The organism is Pseudomonas sp. P5_B3 (assembly GCF_056400405.1).
In genome coordinates this window covers 1-18,770 of sequence record NZ_JBFULI010000013.1, presented here as the reverse complement: position 1 = coordinate 18,770, position 18,770 = coordinate 1, and the positions used below count along the sequence as shown (strand labels likewise).

Sequence of the window (18,770 nt, the reverse complement as noted above, 5' to 3'; positions counted from 1 at the left end):
AAATGCCCCAACCTGATTGCCCCCGCTTCATTGCAAGGCGCTGTGATCGCCTATCACCAGCATAGTCTGTAGGAGCCAGCTTGCTGGCGAAGGGGCCCATGAGTCATGTGTCGCTCTTCGGGGACGCCTTCACTGGCAAGTCGGATCGCCGCACCGCAGCTCCTACGGGGTCGTGTTCAATATCCTGTCGGCGAAAACGAAAACGGCCAACCCGAAGGTCAGCCGTCAATGCTGGTTGTCACTGCTCATAAGGTTATGCGAGTCGCCCTCGTACCTCCTGTTTCACACCCCAGCCTTCGATGATGCCGCCCAACGGCTCGACCACCGCTTCGAAACCCTGTTCGAAATCGCCGATGTCGTCGTAGGTGGCATACATGACTTTGCACAACTCCAGCGCCCAGGCGCCATCGTCACGCACACTGACTTGCGCATTCAGGGATTCACCACGGTGGAAATGACCTGCCGCCCTGCGTGCCCGCTCCTCATCCGGGAAAATGGCGTAGAACTCGATGGGATGAAACCGTGAAAAGTCAAAACCGCCTTCTTTCATGCGGCGCAGAACGCTGCTGCTGATGTCTTCTTGATAGGCTGTGCTCATGAAACGTCCTCCTCAAAACGATGGATAGACTTTCCGTACTCCCTCACCCGCAACCGAACAGCGCGAGCGACGGCAACCGATGTGCCGGCGGGAAACAAGCATGGAGCTGACAAGACCAGACCTTAGCGATCCGTTCGCTGATCTCGCTTGCAGAGTAGCCTCAAGATAGAGCCTCTGCCAAGGCCTGGATGTGAATGCGGGAGGTGTCGCTCAGACTGGGGTAATGCCGAGGATTTGAATGCTGTTCTGGGATTTGAGCTCTTTGACGCTCGCGTCACTGGTCCGCCCTTCCAGATCGTTCAGATCCAGTTCGGCGGCGACAGGAAGAAGCCGGGCCTTGATGAGCTTGGCGGCACGCTCGTAGTCCGGGCGCTCGGGGCACTCAAAGACTTCGTTGATGGTTTCGCCATGATCATCCATGAAAGTGACTTTCCACTTTTGCATTGGTGCCTCCTTGATGAAACCCATGCATGGGTTTACCCCTATCTCGACCTTGTTAGCCGGCTGATTGTTCCGCCTTGTTCCGCTGCATTTCAATGTGGGAGCGAGCCTGCTCGCTCCCACAGGTTTGGTGCGTGGACTGAAAGATCAGTCGTTGCTTGGCTTGTTCACTGCCTGCAACACGTATTGCGGCAGGGCGAAGGCGCCGATGTGGATTTCAGGATTGTAGTAGCGGGTGATGATGCCGCTGCCCGTGAAGCGCTGTTGCAGGGTTTCGCGGGACAACTTGCGATAAGCGGTATTGGTCGCGCCCCAGGCGAAGGTCATCGAGCCACCGATGTAGGTCGGCACGGCGGCCTGGTAGAAGTGCCAGTCCGGGAACAGGCTGCGCAAGCGACCGGCGGTGGTCTTCACTTCTTCGATCTGCATGAACGGCGTGCCGTTCTGGGTCACCAGGATGCCGCCTTCGTTCAAGCAGCGGTGACAGGCCTGGTAGAAGTTTTCCGAGAACAGCACTTCACCCGGACCGATCGGGTCGGTGGAGTCGGAAATGATCACGTCGAACTTTTCAGTGGTGGTGGCGACGAAACGCATGCCGTCGTCGATCACCAGGTTCAGGCGTGGATCATCGAATGCACCCTTGGAGTGGTTCGGCAGGAATTCCTTGCACATGTCGACCACGGTGCCGTCGATCTCGACCATGGTGATGTGCTCGACACTGCGGTGCTTGGCCACTTCACGCAACATGCCACCATCGCCGCCGCCAATGATCAGCACGCGCTTGGCGGCGCCATGGGCTAGGATCGGCACGTGGGTCAGCATTTCGTGATAGATGAACTCGTCGGCTTCGGTGGTCTGGATCACGCCGTCCAGTGCCATCACCCGGCCCATGCGCGGGTTCTCGAAGATCACCAGGTGCTGGTGTTCGGTGCGCACTTCGTGCAGCAGTTTTTCCATGCGAAAACGCTGGCCGTAGCCTTCGTAGAGGGTTTCCAGGTAGTCGCTGGTCGGGGTGATGCTCATGGGAAGTGCTCCGATGAATGCGGGTGGCAACGGACGGTTACCCGCCCATGATGGCCAATCGAGCGTCTCGATTGACCGGGAAAGGCGCGCATTCTACGTCGCGGAACATGACAGGTCGAACCTCAGTTGATCAGCATTCCACAATCCTGTGGGAGCGTGGCTTGCCCGCGATGCAGGCGCCACGGTCTGTCAGTTACACCTCGGTGATCCCATCGCGGGCAAGCCACGCTCCCACAGGTTCCGTGTCGCCTGTTCAGAACTTGACATTGCCCCGCGGCCCGGCGATGGCCCAGATGATCAGTCCCAGCACTGGCAATAGCGCGATCAACAGCACCCAGAGGATTTTCATCCCGGTCTCGGCGCTACTTTTGAATACGTTGATGATGGCCCAGATGTCCAGGGCAAAAATGATCAAGGCAACCAGGCTGTTGAACGTGGAACCCATGGTGACGCTCCCAAAGAGTGATTTGCCCTCTCAGGATAGACGGTCGTCGCGAGGGTTCCTTTTTATTGACAGTGTTTGGCTATCAGACGTGGATCGCCACTTTCAGGGCTTCCAGGGATGGCGCGGCTGCGATACCGGCTTCAGTGCACAATTCCAGCACCCGTGGCACGTCATTGCCGTAGACCAGCACCACCTGCAACTCGTCATCGAGCAACTGGCTGAAGTTCATCAGCGTGTAGCCGCCGTTTTCCTTGTTCAGGCTGCTCATCTGCACCTGGATGCGATTGAGCGCGGTCAGGGCTTCGGTCTTGGCCAGTTGCTTGGGCTTGAGATTGAATTCCACCCCCGGGCCGAACGAGGCGACGATTTGCGCGAACAGGTCCATGTAGGTGTCAGCCTGGAACAGCACCGTTTCCGGCAGGCTGCCGACCACCACCCACTCACCCAACGGGATCGGGAAGGTTTCGTCGTAGTTGATGTCCGGATTGGCAGTCAGAAAAGCCTGCGGCTCGGCGTAGGCCTGGGCTGCTTCGTCCGCGATCTTGAGAATTTCGTCTTCGCCCATGCACCCGGAGCTGATTTTGCTGATGAGTTCGACGAGTGCAGCTTTCATGGGGCGGATCCTGTAGCGAGGGGAGTATTGAGGGCGCGAAGGATAGCGCAAGGATGGATTCGAATGCCCAAAAAAGATCGCAGCCTTCGGCAGCTCCTACAGGTATACGCCACTCAATGTAGGAGCTGCCGAAGGCTGCGATCTTTTAAAGCAATCAGCCAATCAGCTTCTCAAGCTGAGCAACCGTATCGGAAGCCCCCATGGTCTTGGCCGCTTCCAGCGCGGTGATGCCATTGGCGTCCTTGGCTTTCGGGTCGGCACCCTTGCTGATCAGGTAATCGACCACTTCGACGCGGTTGAACATCGCCGCCATCATCAGTGCCGTCCGGCCATCGAAGGACGAACCTTCAACCTGCGCGCCACCTTCGACCAATGCCTTGATCACCGCCAGGTCGCCTTTGAAAGCGGCGCCGGCAATCGGGCTCTGGCCGTTGTCGTTGCGGATCTCCGGATCGGCCTTGTGCTCGAGCAGGACTTTTACCGTGTCCACATGACCGTGATAAGCGGCCAGCATCAGCAAGGTATCGCCCTTGTGATTACGCAGGTTCGGCGACAAACCCTTGGTCAGCAGCGCGGCCATCATCGCCGCATCGCCCTCCCGTGCCTTGTTGAATACCTGTTCGGTGAATTCGGCGGCTTCTTCGGGGGTCATCTGGCGGCTTTTGTCTGACATTGGGCACTCCCTTTTCTGTCATTCGTAAAAGCCGACAGTTTCCCGAGCGGCCCCGGCACTGTCACTTGTTTTTTCTCATGGGCCGCCATAGCCAGATTCAATAGCGGTACTTGCCGCCGTGGATGTCAGACAACAACTGCTGCGTGACCTGTACGTAAGTCCGGGTCCCCGGCAGCCAGGCATAGATCGGGTCATCTCCGGTTTTATCCGGGTCAAAGCCCTCGTCCTTGAGTCGGGTCTTCTGATACTTGAAAGTCCCGGTGGTTTCCATTTTCACTTTCACCCGCAGGAACAGCGGCACCGCATAGGCCGGCATTTGCTCGCGAGCGAACGCCAGCAGTTCACTGAAGTCCAGGGTTGCCAGGGATTCGGCCGGGGTAATCGCCGCCATCCCGGCCCGGCCATTGGTGTTGCGGATTTCCACGCCATAGGCCACGGCTTCGGAAACAAGCGGGTGTTGCAGGAGGATGTTTTCGACCTCCGTGGTCGAGACGTTTTCGCCCTTCCAGCGGTAGGTGTCGCCCAGGCGGTCGACAAACTGCGCATGCCCAAAGCCGATGTTGCGCAACAGGTCGCCGGTGTTGAAGTAGCGGTCGCCCTTTTCGAACACATCCTGAAGCACGACCTTGGCGGTTTTCTGCGGATCGGTGTAGCCGTCCAGGGGCGCCTTGTCGTCGATTTTTGCCAGCAACAACCCCTGCTCACCCTTGGCGACCTTGCGCATCAGGCCGTTGGCCTGACGAATCGGCGCGCCGCTGTCGTGGTCGTAAGCGACCAACTCCCAGCGCATCAGGGAAAAACCGATGGTGTTGTCGAAGTTAAGAATATTGGTGAAGCCGATATTGCCGTCACTGGCGGCGTACAGCTCGCAGATGTGATTCACCGCAAAGCGGGTCTTGAACTCGTTCCAGGCACCGGGACGCAAGCCGTTGCCGATCATTTTCTTCACATCGTGCCGGCTGTCGTCGGCGCAGGGCGGTTGATCGACCAGGTAGCGGCACAGTTCGCCGACATAACCGATGGTTGTCGCCCGGTACTTGCGCGCATCGTTCCAGAACTGACTGGCGCTGAATTTGCGGCGGATGGCGAACCCACTGGCACCACTGACGGCCGACCCCCAGCACACGCAAAGGCCCGTGGCGTGGTACAGCGGCAAGGTGCAATAGACGACATCGTCGGGGCGCATGTCCAGGGCGATCATGCCGAAGCTCGCAGAGCTGCGCATCCAGCGTCCGTGCTTGAACACGCCAGCCTTGGGCAGCCCAGTGGTACCCGAGGTGTAGATATAAAAACAGGGATCGTCGAAGAAAATCTGCTGGCTGCTGGGCGGGTTGTCGCTGGCATCGTCGAGACTGGCGGTCATCAGGTTGACGAAACCTTCAGGCGCGATACCCGGTTGGCGAGAGGTGTCCTGATCGGCGACGAACCAGGTCCGGTCAGCCTTGATCGACACCCGATCACGTACCGCCAGGTACGCGGGGACCAACTCCTCACCGACAATGATCGCCACCGGCGCCACCAGATTCACACTGTGCACCAGGGTGTCGCGGGTCTGCGAGGTATTGAGCAGCGCACTGATCGCGCCGACCTTGGCCACCGCAAGAATCGTCACCAGCAGTTCCGGACGGTTCTCGATAAAGACCGCCACCACATCACCCTTGCCGATGCCTTGGCCGATCAGGTGATGGGCAATGCGGTTGGCCCATTGGTTGGCCTCGGAGTAACTGAGCGTTACGTCGCCTTGCAACAGCGCCGGGCCATCCGGGTTGCGCAACGCAGCTTGCTCGAAACTCCAGCCTAAACCACACGCTTGGGTCGGGTCCTTGACGTTGGCGGCCTTCATCCCCTTCACCACCCGGGGGATGGCTTTGGCGATGGAAGGCAACTTGCGGAGCATCATGCCCCAGGTAATCGTGTCGTTCGACATACGGCTCATGATTGCTCCCGTTCGATCTTTTTTTATTGTCGGGTGGCGATGACTGAGCCCGAAAATACGTCAACGGTTCTTGAGCTGTACACGCGGTTTTTGAAATGTTTTGTATCTGCGATCTTGATCCGCGATCTTGATCCGCAATAGCGCTGCGCGAAGATGATCCCGTGCGCGCCAATTGGTTCCATCGAGTCGCCGACGTACCTGCAAAATGCAGGATGCACGATGGCCATTCATGCAGATTGCACGAAAGCGAAAATCACTCAAAACCGTAACATGTTGATTTTACTTAATATTGTTCAGCTGAAATGAATGGCACAAAGACTGCAACAGTCTCTCCATGCTTGCCATTCAAGTCATCATGGAGCTGAACGACATGAGCCTTATCCAGGAAAAATTTTCGTCCTTGTTCTCCAACTTCGCAGTCACTACCCAGGACCGCCCTGATGGCGGGATTCTGCTGACCTTGCGCAGCGCCGACGGCAGAGAATTCATACGCTCGATCTCCTACCAGCAATTGCACAATGGTGATCAACTGTCCTGGGTCATCAGCGCGATTCGCCGTGACCTCGCCGAACAAGCCAGTGAGCTGCCGCAGATTTCAATGCTGCAGAGCCAGCAACGGTTTGCCCTGCCGACCTATCATTCGCTGTAAAAAACACTGTAGGAGCGAGCCTGCTCGCGATTGCAATCTGTCATTCAACATTGACGTTGACTGACACTCCGCAATCGCGAGCAGGCTCGCTCCTACAAGTGGTGTAGTGCTTAGAAGGCAGCAGGATTTATCCGCGCAAAGCTGTCCACAGTGACATGCCCCGCCAGTTCGCCGCCTTCGCGGGCCAGTCCGCAAGTAGCCATCCCCGCCGTGCGCGCCGCGTCGAGCTCTTCGACGATGTCCGACAGAAACAGAATCTGCCCTGCCTCAAGGTTGATCGCCTGGGTGATGTTGGCGTAAGACTGCGCCTCGCGCTTGGGCCCTGAAGTGGTATCGAAGTAACCACTGAACAACGGCGTCAGATCCCCCGCCTCGGAGCAGCCGAAGATAAGCTTCTGCGCCTGGATCGAACCGGACGAATAAACAAAAAGTTGAAAGCCTTCCTGATGCCAGCGCTTGAGCGCTTCAACGGCGTCCGGGTACACGTGCCCCTTCAACTGCCCGGCCAGATAGCCCTGCGCCCAGACCATGCCCTGCAACGCTTTCAACGGCGTGGCCTTGCGGTCTTCGGCAATCCAGCCCAGCAGGATCTCGACAACGCGTTCGACATCGGCGTCCGGCTCATTGCTGTCTCGGCGCACGGCGTCCAACTGTGCCGCCACGTCTACACGCCCGGCGTGCTCACGAACGAAGTCCGGCAGATGCTTCGCCGCGTAAGGAAACAGCACGTCGAACACAAAACTCACCGCGCTGGTGGTGCCTTCGATGTCGGTGAGAATCGCTTTGATCGGCATCGACTCAGTCCTCCAGGCGCGGGAATTGGCTGGCGATGTCTTCGCCGGTGAAGTTGGCCACCCAGCCTTCCGGGTTGTTGAACAGACGGATCGCAATGAAATGCGGGTGCTCGCCCATGTCGAACCAGTGTTTGGTGCCCGCCGGCACCGAGATCAGGTCGTTTTTCTCGCAGAGCACTGCGTAGACGTAATCGTCGATGTGCAGGGTAAACAGGCCACGGCCGGCGACGAAAAATCGTACTTCATCTTCGCCATGGCGGTGTTCGTTGAGGAACTTGGCACGCAATTCGGCTTTTTGCGGGTGGTCGCTGTTGAGGCTGATCACGTCAACGGTGATGTAACCGCGTTCGGTCATCAGCTTGTCGATTTGCTCTTGATAGGCGGCGATCACTTCATCCTGGCTGGCGCCCGGCTGGAGTTTTGTGGCGGCCTGCCAGCGGTCGAAACGCACGCCCTGCTCAGCCAGGGTCGAGGCGATGTCTTCGAAATGGGTCAGCACCTTGTTGGGGATTTCAGGGCTGGAGACGTGATAAACGGACAGGCTGCTCATCAGGGCAACTCCTTAACGGTTCATGCTTTAAAGTTCAGGAGCGAGCGCATCTTCAACTCGCACTCGAACAAAAATTCAAAGGCCTCGATCTGCCGCAGGGCATCGCTCATGCGCGCGCCCCAGGTGTAGAGGCCGTGCCCGCGGATCAGGTAGCCGACGCAATCGGGATGGGCGTCAAGCCAAGGCTGCACCTTGGCGGCCAGGCGCGCAATATCCTGATCGTTGTCGAAAATCGGCACCCGCACCCGGGATTCGTGGGTGGTCACACCGCTGAAGGCTTTTTGCAGTTCGTAGTCTTCGAACTCGATGAAGTCTTGCGACGTCAGGCGCGACAGCACGGTGGCATTCACCGAATGGGTGTGCAACACCGCACCGATCTCCGGACGCCAGCTGTAGAGCTGGGTGTGCAACAGGGTTTCGGCGGACGGTTTCTTGCCCGGTTCCAGGCTGTTGCCTGACAGGTCAGTGGCCAGCACATCGTCCATGCCGAGTTGCCCCTTGTGCTTGCCGGACACGGTCAGCAAGGCTTCGGTCGGCGACAGGCGGGTCGAATAATTGCTGCTGGTGGCCGGCGACCAGCCGCGGCCGTACAGAAAACGCCCGGCGTCGATGATTTCCTGGGCGAGGTGTTCACGGGTAAGGCTCATGGCCTGTCCTCTTGCATACGTGTGGCAATGATAACGGCAGCCGCGACGGCTGCGAGACTGGCAATACTAAAGGTCCATGCCGCACCGAGGGCGTTCCAGCTGTAACCGGAATACAACGCGCCCAATGCACCACCGGTGCCGGCCAGGGCGGCATACAGTGCCTGGCCCTGACCTTGCTGGCGCGCACCGAAGCTACGTTGCACGAATGAAATGGCAGCGGCGTGAAAGCTGCCGAATGTCGCCGCGTGCAACACCTGGGCGAACAACAGCACCCACAAAAATTCGGCCAACGAGCCGAGCAGTAACCAGCGTAGCGCCGCCAGCAGAAAACTCGCCATCAGCACCCGGCGCAGGGAAAAACGCGCGAAGATCCGACTCATGGCCAGAAACATCAGGACTTCGGCGACCACGCCGACCGCCCAGAGCATGCCGATCACGCCACGGCTGTACCCCAGGTGCTCAAGATGCAAGGTCAAGAACGTGTAATACGGTCCGTGACTCATCTGCATCAGCGCCACACAGGCGTAAAAGGCCAACACGCCGGGGCTGCGCAATTGCTTGAGAAATCCTTCCCCCGTCACCCGGTTGCCCGGCGCCGGTTGGGCATTGGGCACCCACAGGCTACTGAGTACGATGCCGGCCATGATCAGCACCAGCGCCGCCGGGTAGATGTCCAGGCTCAGCCATTCGAACAGCCGACCCAGCGCGACCACGGTGATGATGAAACCGATCGAGCCCCACAGGCGAATCTGGCTGTAGCGCGAGGTCTGGCCCTGCAAATGCGCCAGGGTGATGACTTCGAACTGCGGCAGCACCGCGTGCCAGAAGAACGCGTGCAAGGCCATGACCATTGCCAGCCAGGCGTAGGTCTTGCTGACGAAAATCAGCGAGAACGTCAGCAGCGTGCACACCGCGCCGAAACGCACGATGGCCAGCCGCCGACCGCTGTAGTCGCCCAGCCAGCCCCAGATGTTCGGCGCCACGCAGCGCATCAGCATCGGGATCGCCACCAGTTCACCGATGCGCGCGGCACTGAATCCGAGGTGATCGAAGTACAGCGCCAGAAACGGCGCTGTCGAACCGAGCAAGGCGAAATAGAACAGATAGAAACTGGAGAGCCGCCAGTACGGGAGCGCCGCAGTCGCCATCAGACGGCTGCGACCATGAGGTCAGCCATTTACAGCTGACCCAGCACCGGCGTGCTCACACGCACATCGGCGTTCTGCCCACGGTGACGCAGCAGGTGATCCATCAGCACGATGGCCATCATCGCCTCGGCAATCGGCGTGGCGCGGATGCCGACGCACGGGTCGTGACGGCCCTTGGTGATCACTTCCACCGGGTTGCCATGGATGTCGATGGAACGGCCCGGCGTGGTGATGCTCGACGTCGGCTTAAGCGCCAGGTGCGCAACGATTGGCTGACCGGAGGAAATACCGCCGAGAATGCCGCCCGCGTTGTTGCTGAGGAAACCTTGCGGGGTCATTTCATCGCGATGCTCGGTGCCACGCTGGGCGACGCTGGCGAAACCGGCGCCGATTTCCACACCCTTGACCGCGTTGATGCTCATCAGCGCATGGGCCAGTTCGGCGTCGAGACGGTCGAAGATCGGTTCGCCCAGGCCCGGCATCACGCCTTCGGCGACCACGGTAATCTTTGCGCCGACCGAATCCTGGTCTCGGCGCAACTGGTCCATGTAGGCTTCCAGTTCCGGCACTTTGTCCGGGTCCGGACTGAAAAAGGCGTTCTGCTCCACTGAATCCCAGGTCTTGAACGGGATTTCAATCGGCCCCAGCTGGCTCATGTAGCCGCGAATGACGATGCCCTGGCTGGCCAGGTATTTTTTCGCAATCGCACCGGCCGCAACGCGCATTGCGGTTTCACGGGCCGAGCTGCGACCGCCGCCGCGGTAGTCGCGCTCGCCGTACTTGTGATGGTAGGTGTAGTCGGCGTGGGCCGGGCGGAACAGATCCTTGATCGCCGAGTAGTCCTTGGACTTCTGGTCGGTGTTGCGGATCAACAAGCCGATGGCGCAACCGGTGGTGCGACCTTCGAACACGCCGGAGAGGATTTCGACTTCGTCGGCTTCCTGGCGCTGGGTGGTGTGGCGGCTGGTGCCGGGTTTGCGGCGGTCCAGGTCACGCTGCAGATCCTCCAGGGATATCTCCAGGCCCGGCGGGCAGCCATCGACAATGGCGACCAACGCCGGACCATGGCTTTCGCCCGCGGTGGTGACAGTGAACAGCTTGCCGTAGGTATTGCCGGACATGCAGGACGCTCCGTGAAATGAACCTGAATACGTAATGCGCGCCAGTATACGCAGGCTACCCAAGTAGTTCATCCTCGAACCTTATGGGTGCCTGTGAGTCCAACCGGCATCTTCTGAATGATGGCGCGATGATGCTGCGAGTTCTTGCCTTGAGCCTTACCCTGATTTCCGGCTTTGCCCAGGCGACTGTCCTGCAACGACCGATCACATTGGATACCGGCACCGGCGAGCTTTTCGGCTCGCTGTTACTGCCAAAATCCGACAATCCAGTGCCGGTCGTCCTGATCATTTCCGGCTCCGGCCCTACGGATCGTGACGGAAACAACGCCGACGGCGGGCGCAATGACAGCCTCAAGCGCCTGGCCTGGGTGCTGGCCAAACACAACATTGCCAGCGTGCGTTACGACAAGCGTGGCGTGGCCGCGAGCCTGGCCGCCACGCCGGACGAACGCAATCTGACGGTGGAAGCCTATGTGGCCGACGCCGAAGCATGGGGTCAGAAGCTCAAGACCGATCCGCGTTTCGGCAAGCTGATCGTGCTGGGGCACAGCGAAGGCGCCTTGATCGCCAGCCTCGCGGCGCCAGGCATCGATGCCGACGCGGTGATTTCTGTCTCCGGCAGCGCCAGGCCGGTCGATCAGGTCATCCGCGAGCAACTGGGTAATCGTCTGCCTCCACCGCTGATGCTGCGCAGCAATGAATTGCTCGACAGCCTCAAGGCCGGGAAACCCGACGACAATGTGCCGCCTCCGTTGCAGGCGATTTTCCGTCCGAGCGTGCAGCCGTACCTGATTTCCCTGTTCCGCCAGGACCCGGCCGCGGCGTTTGCCAAGCTGAAAATGCCGGCGCTGATCATCCAGGGCAGCAACGACATCCAGGTCGGCGTCAATGACGCAAGGCTGCTCAAGGCCGCCAAACCGGACGCCGAACTGGCGCTGATCGAGGGTATGAACCACGTCATGCGCATCGTGCCCAACGACGTCAAACGCCAACTGGCCTCCTATAAAGACCCGCAGTTGCCCCTGGCGGCGGAACTGGGCACGCGAATCATCGGTTTTATTGACGGACTTCGCACCAGTTAACCTCCAGTCCTGAAAAAAACGGCCGATAAGCCTTTGTCGCCAGCACATTGCCTGGCGACAAGCTGAGCTTGGACAGGATCTCGCCGTTATGACCGACACCCAGACTTCACCCGACACCACCGCTGAAACTGACGCACCGCCGGCGGTCGAGCTGCCCTGGGCGGACGTCCACGTCGAGCACCACAAGATGCTCCGTCTGGCGCCGCTGCAGACTGACCGCAACACCGGCGGGCGCCCGTTGCGCTTTGTCGAATCAGGCTATGCCGAACGCAACGACAAGGAACGCAGCCTGATGCGCATGAGCATCACCCTGCCCGGCCAGCGTGTACGCAAGGAACAGAATCATCTGGACGTGTGGGTCGATCACGCCGAAAAGCGCGTGCATTTCGGCCCGGACAGCGGTTTGCAGGTTGAACCGCTGAACCGTGGCATTGGCCGCTACCTGGCGGCCCAGGGCATCAACTGGGCGAAGAAACGCTGGCCGACCTACACCGTCGACGGCTTTGACCTGAACAACAAGGATGCGCTGAACGAAGACACCCGCCTGCGCCGCGATCACTTTTTGCGTGTGCACGGTTTCGACGTGGTGTATGCCGATGCCCAACATTTGAAAGGCAGCGTCAAGCCGGTCAAGGTCGGCGACCTTTCTGGCGACTGGAACAGCGAAAAACTGCAGGTCGTGGAGATTCTCGAGGCGGCGCAGATGCTCCAGCAAGCCGAGCAGAACCTGGCCGAGCAAGAAGTCAAACTCAAGAAGCACGAAGAGAAAGTCAGCAAGTACAAGCGTGAAGACGCCGGGCTGCGTTTCACCATCACCTGTCTGGTGGCGTTCGCGGTGTTTCAGGCGGGGTTGTTGATCTGGATTGCCACGCACCGATAGTTGGCGGTGCGGCCATTCCTTGTAGGAGCGAGCCTGCTCGCGATGGGCTAAAGGGCGACGCGTTTTTCCAGAAAACACGCGTCATCGTTAACGTCCATCGCGAGCAGGCTCGCTCCTACAGGGGTTAAACGCGGGAAGCGAACAACGCCTGATGCTCCCGGCACTGCTGCGCGCTCAGCATGAACACACCATGGCCGCCACGCTCGAACTCCAGCCAGGCGAAGTCGACTTCCGGGTACAACGCCTCGACGTGCACCTGGCTGTTGCCCACCTCGACTATCAGCAAGCCCTTCTCGGTCAAATGATCCGCCGCTTCGGCGAGCATGCGCCGTACCAGGTTCAAACCGTCGTCACCGCAGGCCAGGCCCAGCTCCGGTTCGTGCTGGTATTCGTCCGGCATGTCAGCGAAATCTTCCGCATCGACGTAGGGCGGGTTCGACACGATCAGGTCGAAACGTTGTCCCGGCAAGCCCTCGAAACCGTCGCCCTGCACCGTGTACACACGCTCATCGACACCATGGCGCTCGATGTTCTGATTGGCCACTTCCAGCGCTTCGAACGACAGGTCCGCCAAAACCACCTCGGCATGCTGGAACTCGTAGGCGCAGGCGATACCGATGCAACCGGAACCGGTGCACAGGTCGAGAATTCGCGCCGGCTCGTTAGCCAGCCATGGAGTAAAACGATTTTCGATCAACTCGCCGATGGGTGAACGCGGGATCAACACACGCTCATCGACGATGAACGACATGCCACAGAACCAGGCCTCGCCCAGCAGATAAGCGGTAGGCACCCGATCTTCGATACGGCGTTTGAGCAAAAGCTGCAGGTGAACGACTTCCTCTTCTTCCAGATTGCAGTCGAGGTAGCTGTCGGCGATTTCCCACGGCAGGTGCAGCGCACCCAACACCAATTGCCGGGCTTCGTCCCAGGCATTGTCGGTGCCATGGCCGAAAAACAGATCCTCCCCATGGAAGCGGCTGACGGCCCAACGGATATGGTCACGCAGGGTGCGAAGGCGGGAAGTGATCACGACGGCAAACTCCAGAAAAATCGACGGGCGATTCTACCAGTCAAACGGCGTCACGACGACGCGGGAAAACTACCGATTCAAATGTAGGAGTTATCCGTTTTTTCGCCAGGCTATTGAACAAAACGCGACTATTGACAAGGCTACAGGCCAGCAACGACGGCATCTACGATCGTAGCGATTCACAGAACCGCTCAGCCAGAGGACAATGTCGCAAAAGCCCCACTCCAAGGAGCCCCAGAATGTCCGTTCCAAAAACGATGTTTCAACTCAGCGGCCGCGGTTATCCGGCAGCCAAACTGAGCCATGCGACCCTTATCATCATCGATGCCCAGAAAGAATATTTGAGCGGGCCACTGGCCCTCAGCGGCATGGATGAGGCCGTCGCGAACATCAAGCAATTGCTCGCCGCTGCCCGTGCCGCCGGCCGGCCGATCGTGCATGTCCGCCATCTCGGCACCCTCGGCGGAATGTTCAACCCGCAAGGCGTCGGTGGTGAATTCATTCCGGACCTGGAGCCACAGAGTGACGAGACCGTCATCGGTAAATTGCTGCCAAGCGCATTCCACGGCACCGAACTGGCCAAACGCCTGGAAGACCTCGGCGCCCTCGACTTGATCGTCTGCGGTTTCATGAGTCACTCCAGCGTCAGCACCACCGTGCGCGCAGCGAAGAACCTTGGCTTCCGCTGCACACTCATTGAAGATGCCTGCGCCACTCGCGATTTGCCTTACAAGGGCGGCGTGCTCAGCGCCGAACACGTTCATCAGACCGAAATGGCGATCATGGGGGACAACTTCGCCACCCTCGCGCTGACCCGTGAACTGATCTGATCGAGGCTCAATGAGCGGCCTGGAATGCCGCTCATCCGCAAAAGCCTCTCAATTGCCGTAATTGTCTTAGCCTCAGGAACATCCCGGTCAACTCCCGGTCGAAGGGCCGATACCCATTGAGGAAGGTCGGAATGAAGTTATCCGATGGTTTTGACGCTCGCCGCTTGCGGCCCAAAGGCCAAAGCAACTGGCGTTTTCGAATCGGCGCGACGTTCGCGGCGTTGCTGGCGATGTGCGGCGTGCTGCTTGCCATGGCCGGTGTCGCCAGCCTGCTCGGCCACGCACCCGCCCTGGGTGAATTGAACACAAGCCGCACCGGTGCTGCCGTGATCCTGGTCATCGGCCTGTTCGTGCTGTACCTCGGTGTCTGGCTATGGCGCCGTTGCCGTCGTCGCTCTCGGCAGTCGCGGGAACTGGCCATGTCGCCGCACCTGATGAAAAAACACGACTGAACCAAGCGTCACACGCGTTTTTGTCGCGCCCGATTCGCTTCGAGTTGGGTAAACTGGCCGCCCTTCGCGGAGGCTGACATGCAAGACGACGATTTTTCCCTGTTCAAAAGCGCGATCCTGGGCGTCAAGCCAATCAGGCACGATCGCGCCGAAACCGGCAAACCCAAGGCTGACCGCACGCAGATCGCCATGCTGCGCCAAGCGGCCACCGTGCGCACCGAATCCACCACCGTAGACGGGCTGTCCGATCAGTTCGTCATCGACGTCGGCCCTGAAGACGAGCTGATGTGGGCCCGCGATGGCGTGCAGGAAAGCCAGATGCGCAAGCTCAAGATCGGACAGATTCCGTTCGAAGGCAGCCTCGACCTGCACGGCATGAGCGTGGAAAAGGCCCGGGAAACCCTCTGGGCGTTCCTGGCCGAAGCCACCAAATTCGAAATCCGCTGCGTACGCGTCACCCATGGCAAGGCGGTACGCCTGGATGGCAAGCGGCCGATGATCAAAAGCCACGTCAATACCTGGCTGCGCCAGCATCCACAGGTGCTCGGCTTCACCTCCTGCCAGGCGAAACACGGCGGTGCGGGAGCCGTTTATGTGATGCTCAAACGCACCATGATGGAAGGTCGCGACGAGTAAAGCCGACGCGCCACGCTTGCAGCGTCGTGTCCGCCACCGTACCCTTGCCCTTTGCGTAAAATCCCACAGGTAGTTTCATGTCCCTGGAACAGAATTACACCGCGATCCTTGGCCAACTGGGCGAGGACGTCTCCCGCGAGGGCCTGCTCGACACGCCAAAGCGTGCCGCCAAAGCCATGCAGTACCTCTGCCGCGGCTATGAACAGACACTGGAAGAGGTCACCAACGGTGCCCTGTTCAGCTCCGACAACAGCGAAATGGTGCTGGTCAAGGACATCGAGTTGTACTCGTTGTGCGAACACCACCTGCTGCCGTTCATCGGCAAGGCTCACGTCGCCTACATCCCGAGCGGCAAGGTCCTGGGCCTGTCGAAGGTGGCGCGGATCGTCGACATGTACGCCCGTCGCCTGCAGATCCAGGAAAACCTCAGCCGCCAGATCGCCGACGCGGTCCAGCAGGTCACCGGCGCCCTGGGCGTTGCGGTGGTGATCGAGGCCAAGCACATGTGCATGATGATGCGTGGCGTGGAAAAGCAGAATTCGTCGATGATCACCTCGGTGATGCTCGGCGAGTTCCGTGAGAACGCAGCCACCCGCAGCGAATTCCTCAGCCTCATCAAGTGATTCGCGGCACGAAGAAAACCGGCGTTCATCGCCGGTTTTTTTTCGTCCGCAGAAAATCAGGTAAGCTGCGCGCCCTTATTCATTATCACCGTGAGGCTTTCAACGTGTTCGTAAAAGCGCTTCGTGTCGGCCTTGGCCAACTGATCATTTTCATCGACTTCATTACTCGTCCAAGCAAGAAAAAGCGCCCTGCCGCCGCTCAGGCCCAAGTCGAATCCGCCGCCAAGGGTCTGACCCTGTATCAATTCCACGCCTGTCCGTTCTGCGTGAAGACCCGCCGCACCCTGCGCCGCCTGAATGTGCCGGTGGCCCTTCGCGACGCGAAGAACAACGAACAGGATCGCCAGACCTTGCTGGAGCAAGGCGGCAAGATCAAGGTGCCGTGCCTGCGCATCGAAGAGAATGGCCAGACCACCTGGATGTATGAGTCCAAGGTGATCATTGATTATCTGGACAAGCGATTCGCGGCAGCCTGATTTGCTTGCGGTGTTATGACTGACGCCATCGTCGGAACGCCGCCCGGAGCAAGCTCGCTCCCACAGTGGTTTTGTGGCGCTCACAAAATCTGTGGGAGCGAGCTTGCTCGCGATGAGGCCGGCCCAGACAACGCAAATCCCGAACGCACCACCGCCGCCAACCGCCTCAGCCCCTCATCCAGCCGCGCCGGATCAATGTGGCTGAAGTTCAACCGCAGATACCCCGGATGGTTATCCGGCTCGGGGAAAAACGGCTCGCCCGGCATGAACGCCACGTCATTAGCCAACGCGGCGTCGAGCAAGGTGCGGGTGTCCTGCGGCTCCTTGAGTTTCAACCAGAAAAACAGCCCGCCCTGCGGCACGTTCCAGTCCGCCAGATCGGAGAAATGAGCTTCCAGCGCCGATTGGAACGCATCCCGACGCCGCCGATAAAAATCGCGCAACTCACTACGGTGTTGCTGATATTTCTCGGTGCCGATCCATTGCAGCGCCTGCCACTGGCCGACCCGATTGGTGTGCAAGTCTGCCGATTGCTTGAGTTTCAACAGATGGGGAAACAGGTCCGGGCTGGCAATCAAGTAACCAACGCGCAAACCCGGCAACAGGGTTTTCGACACGGTACCGGTGTAGATCCAGCTGGCCTTTTTCAAGCGACTGACAATCGGCGTGGCACTGCTGCCATCGAAGGTCAGTTCGCGGTAAGGCTCGTCTTCAATCAGGGTGGCGCCGAACTCATCGAGCAGCGCTGCCACCGCGTCGCGTTTGGCTTCGCTGTAACGCACCGCCGATGGATTCTGGAAGGTCGGTATCAGGTAGATGAAAGCCGGGCGGTGTTGTTCCAGACGAGCGCGTAACTCCGTCAAGTTCGGCCCATCAGCCTCCAGCGGCACGGTCAGGCAATCGGCGCCGAACAGCTTGAATATTTGCAGCGCCGCCAGATAAGTCGGCGCTTCGAGCAGGATCTCGGTGCCCTTGTCGATGTACAGCTTGGCGGCCAGGTCGAGGGTCTGCTGTGAGCCGCTGACCACCAGTACCTGGCTTGCCTCACATGGCACTCCCAACGTTCGCGCCTCGGCGGCCAACGCTTCACGCAACGCCGGTTCGCCTTCGCTCATGCCGTATTGGCCGATGGACACCGGCATCTCGCTCCACTCGACCTTCGGCAGCATGGCTTCGGCCGGCAAACCGCCAGCAAACGACATCATCTGCGGACGCTGGGCCGCGGCGAGGATTTCACGGATCAAAGAACTTTCAAGGCGCGAGACACGTTCGGAAAAAGCCATGGGGATCACCGGTAGCGAGGCACGTGGAAAATGAGTCAAACTTGTTGACCGAAATTACGCCAGCCCGAACGGATACGTCAATATGCTTGACCTTAAAAGCCCGCTTTCCCAGCAGCAAGCCATGGAAGCGTTTTTCTTCGGCTACCAGGCCTTCACCGCCAAGGCCGATGAAATGCTCGAACGTCGCGGCCTGAGTCGGGTGCATCAGCGCATCGTGTTTTTCATCGCCCGCTATCCGAACCTGAGCGTCAAGGAGCTGTTGGCGTTGCTCGGCGTGAGCAAGCAGGCGCTGAACATGCCGTTGCGGCAATTGTTGGAGATGCATCTGGTCGACAGCGTTGCGTCCGAGACTGACAAGCGCAAGCGCCTGCTGGAGTTGACAGCGGAAGGCGTGCGGTTTGAACAGGCGCTGCGCCGTGAGCAGGTGAAATTGCTGGAGCGGGTGTTTGGTGAGGCTGGGGAACAGGCAGTGAATGGCTGGTTGGCGGTGAATCTGGCGCTGGGGAAAAGCCAGTAAAAATCTACCTGTCCTCAAGTCAGTCATCGCGGGCAAGCCACGCTCCCACAGGTTTTGTGTCGTTCGCTGACCCTGTGAACGTCGAAGACCCTGTGGGAGCGTGGCTTGCCCGCGATGACTGACTTGAGGACAGGTAGATTTTTACTGGCTTTTCCCCAGCGCCAGATTCACCGCCAACCAGCCATTCACTGCCTGTTCCCCAGCCTCACCAAACACCCGCTCCAGCAATTTCACCTGCTCACGGCGCAGCGCCTGTTCAAACCGCACGCCTTCCGCTGTCAACTCCAGCAGGCGCTTGCGCCCAGCAGGCGCTTGCGCTT

General features: G+C 59.5%; 23 protein-coding genes and 1 pseudogene. 9 read left to right on the top strand and 15 right to left on the bottom strand.

The genetic code is table 11. From position 1 onward, the window contains the following. Positions 1–253 precede the first annotated feature (253 nt). From AC1DRN_RS10470 to AC1DRN_RS10440, 7 genes are all read right to left on the bottom strand, one after another. Entirely contained in the window at positions 254–598 is a 345-nt protein-coding gene (locus tag AC1DRN_RS10470) for a ribonuclease E inhibitor RraB (protein WP_108218961.1), read from the bottom strand. Positions 599–808: 210 nt separating this feature from the next. Then, positions 809–1,042, bottom strand: coding sequence for a hypothetical protein (locus AC1DRN_RS10465; RefSeq protein WP_223462201.1), 234 nt, complete (start codon positions 1,040–1,042; stop codon positions 809–811). Positions 1,043–1,186: 144 nt separating this feature from the next. After that, entirely contained in the window at positions 1,187–2,062 is an 876-nt protein-coding gene (gene speE, locus AC1DRN_RS10460; protein ID WP_223462200.1) for a polyamine aminopropyltransferase, read from the bottom strand. A gap of 253 nt (positions 2,063–2,315) precedes the next feature. Continuing rightward, on the bottom strand, positions 2,316–2,507 hold the full coding sequence (locus tag AC1DRN_RS10455) for a PLD nuclease N-terminal domain-containing protein (protein WP_007993066.1): 192 nt from the start codon (positions 2,505–2,507) through the stop codon (positions 2,316–2,318). Positions 2,508–2,589: 82 nt separating this feature from the next. Further along, positions 2,590–3,120, bottom strand: a complete 531-nt coding sequence (locus AC1DRN_RS10450) for a hypothetical protein (protein ID WP_223462199.1) — start codon at positions 3,118–3,120, stop codon at positions 2,590–2,592. 154 nt (positions 3,121–3,274) lie between these two features. Then, positions 3,275–3,793 (bottom strand): ankyrin repeat domain-containing protein, encoded by a 519-nt coding sequence (locus AC1DRN_RS10445; RefSeq protein ID WP_477786699.1) that lies wholly within the window; start codon positions 3,791–3,793, stop codon positions 3,275–3,277. Positions 3,794–3,890: 97 nt separating this feature from the next. Then, positions 3,891–5,729 (bottom strand): long-chain-acyl-CoA synthetase, encoded by a 1,839-nt coding sequence (locus AC1DRN_RS10440; protein WP_223462197.1) that lies wholly within the window; start codon positions 5,727–5,729, stop codon positions 3,891–3,893. Positions 5,730–6,099: 370 nt separating this feature from the next. Here AC1DRN_RS10440 and AC1DRN_RS10435 point away from each other — a divergent pair, with 370 nt between their 5' ends. Beyond that, a complete protein-coding gene (locus AC1DRN_RS10435; RefSeq protein ID WP_317851124.1) occupies positions 6,100–6,378 on the top strand; it encodes a DUF3509 domain-containing protein in 279 nt (92 codons plus the stop codon). 110 nt (positions 6,379–6,488) lie between these two features. On the opposite strand, the gene mtnC is transcribed toward AC1DRN_RS10435, so the two are convergent. The 5 genes from mtnC to aroC are packed head-to-tail and all read right to left on the bottom strand — an operon-like array spanning position 6,489 to position 10,638. Next, on the bottom strand, positions 6,489–7,172 hold the full coding sequence (gene mtnC, locus AC1DRN_RS10430) for an acireductone synthase (protein ID WP_223462195.1): 684 nt from the start codon (positions 7,170–7,172) through the stop codon (positions 6,489–6,491). 4 nt (positions 7,173–7,176) lie between these two features. Next, complete coding sequence (locus AC1DRN_RS10425; RefSeq protein WP_223462194.1) at positions 7,177–7,722, bottom strand: 1,2-dihydroxy-3-keto-5-methylthiopentene dioxygenase; 546 nt, start codon at positions 7,720–7,722, stop codon at positions 7,177–7,179. Between the two features lie 20 nt (positions 7,723–7,742). Next, positions 7,743–8,369 carry a methylthioribulose 1-phosphate dehydratase gene (locus AC1DRN_RS10420; RefSeq protein ID WP_223462193.1) on the bottom strand — a complete coding sequence of 209 codons (627 nt, stop codon included), beginning with the start codon at positions 8,367–8,369 and terminating at the stop codon, positions 7,743–7,745. Beyond that, positions 8,366–9,517 carry an MFS transporter gene (locus AC1DRN_RS10415; RefSeq protein ID WP_223462192.1) on the bottom strand — a complete coding sequence of 384 codons (1,152 nt, stop codon included), beginning with the start codon at positions 9,515–9,517 and terminating at the stop codon, positions 8,366–8,368. The genes AC1DRN_RS10420 and AC1DRN_RS10415 overlap by 4 nt, the downstream gene beginning before the upstream one ends. 29 nt (positions 9,518–9,546) lie before the next feature. Continuing rightward, positions 9,547–10,638 (bottom strand): chorismate synthase, encoded by a 1,092-nt coding sequence (aroC, locus tag AC1DRN_RS10410; RefSeq protein WP_085723208.1) that lies wholly within the window; start codon positions 10,636–10,638, stop codon positions 9,547–9,549. An 83-nt stretch (positions 10,639–10,721) separates the two neighbouring features. On the opposite strand from aroC, the gene AC1DRN_RS10405 reads away from it, so the two are divergent. Together AC1DRN_RS10405 and AC1DRN_RS10400 are read left to right on the top strand one after the other, a co-directional pair. Next, positions 10,722–11,720: an alpha/beta hydrolase gene (locus AC1DRN_RS10405; protein WP_223462191.1), complete on the top strand. Its 999-nt coding sequence runs from the start codon at positions 10,722–10,724 to the stop codon at positions 11,718–11,720. Between the two features lie 88 nt (positions 11,721–11,808). After that, positions 11,809–12,600 carry a hypothetical protein gene (locus tag AC1DRN_RS10400; RefSeq protein ID WP_223462190.1) on the top strand — a complete coding sequence of 264 codons (792 nt, stop codon included), beginning with the start codon at positions 11,809–11,811 and terminating at the stop codon, positions 12,598–12,600. A 124-nt stretch (positions 12,601–12,724) separates the two neighbouring features. On the opposite strand, the gene prmB is transcribed toward AC1DRN_RS10400, so the two are convergent. Continuing rightward, positions 12,725–13,633 carry a 50S ribosomal protein L3 N(5)-glutamine methyltransferase gene (prmB, locus tag AC1DRN_RS10395; protein ID WP_223462189.1) on the bottom strand — a complete coding sequence of 303 codons (909 nt, stop codon included), beginning with the start codon at positions 13,631–13,633 and terminating at the stop codon, positions 12,725–12,727. Positions 13,634–13,872: 239 nt separating this feature from the next. Here prmB and AC1DRN_RS10390 point away from each other — a divergent pair, with 239 nt between their 5' ends. From AC1DRN_RS10390 to AC1DRN_RS10370, 5 genes are all read left to right on the top strand, one after another. Further along, positions 13,873–14,463, top strand: coding sequence for a cysteine hydrolase family protein (locus AC1DRN_RS10390; protein WP_223462188.1), 591 nt, complete (start codon positions 13,873–13,875; stop codon positions 14,461–14,463). A 131-nt stretch (positions 14,464–14,594) separates the two neighbouring features. Next, on the top strand, positions 14,595–14,915 hold the full coding sequence (locus AC1DRN_RS10385; RefSeq protein WP_223457892.1) for a hypothetical protein: 321 nt from the start codon (positions 14,595–14,597) through the stop codon (positions 14,913–14,915). Positions 14,916–14,993: 78 nt separating this feature from the next. Further along, positions 14,994–15,551 carry a Smr/MutS family protein gene (locus AC1DRN_RS10380; RefSeq protein WP_223462187.1) on the top strand — a complete coding sequence of 186 codons (558 nt, stop codon included), beginning with the start codon at positions 14,994–14,996 and terminating at the stop codon, positions 15,549–15,551. A 77-nt stretch (positions 15,552–15,628) separates the two neighbouring features. Next, entirely contained in the window at positions 15,629–16,174 is a 546-nt protein-coding gene (folE, locus tag AC1DRN_RS10375; protein WP_003204506.1) for a GTP cyclohydrolase I FolE, read from the top strand. Between the two features lie 104 nt (positions 16,175–16,278). Next, on the top strand, positions 16,279–16,650 hold the full coding sequence (locus AC1DRN_RS10370) for a glutathione S-transferase N-terminal domain-containing protein (RefSeq protein ID WP_150724597.1): 372 nt from the start codon (positions 16,279–16,281) through the stop codon (positions 16,648–16,650). A gap of 80 nt (positions 16,651–16,730) precedes the next feature. Here AC1DRN_RS10370 and AC1DRN_RS10365 read toward each other — a convergent pair whose 3' ends face one another. Beyond that, positions 16,731–17,933: an aminotransferase-like domain-containing protein gene (locus tag AC1DRN_RS10365; RefSeq protein WP_223462186.1), complete on the bottom strand. Its 1,203-nt coding sequence runs from the start codon at positions 17,931–17,933 to the stop codon at positions 16,731–16,733. An 82-nt stretch (positions 17,934–18,015) separates the two neighbouring features. Here AC1DRN_RS10365 and AC1DRN_RS10360 point away from each other — a divergent pair, with 82 nt between their 5' ends. Next, positions 18,016–18,450, top strand: a complete 435-nt coding sequence (locus AC1DRN_RS10360; RefSeq protein ID WP_223462185.1) for a MarR family winged helix-turn-helix transcriptional regulator — start codon at positions 18,016–18,018, stop codon at positions 18,448–18,450. Between the two features lie 141 nt (positions 18,451–18,591). On the opposite strand, the pseudogene AC1DRN_RS10355 reads toward AC1DRN_RS10360, so the two are convergent. Then, positions 18,592–18,770 (bottom strand): annotated as a pseudogene (locus tag AC1DRN_RS10355) (hypothetical protein); the annotation flags it as partial.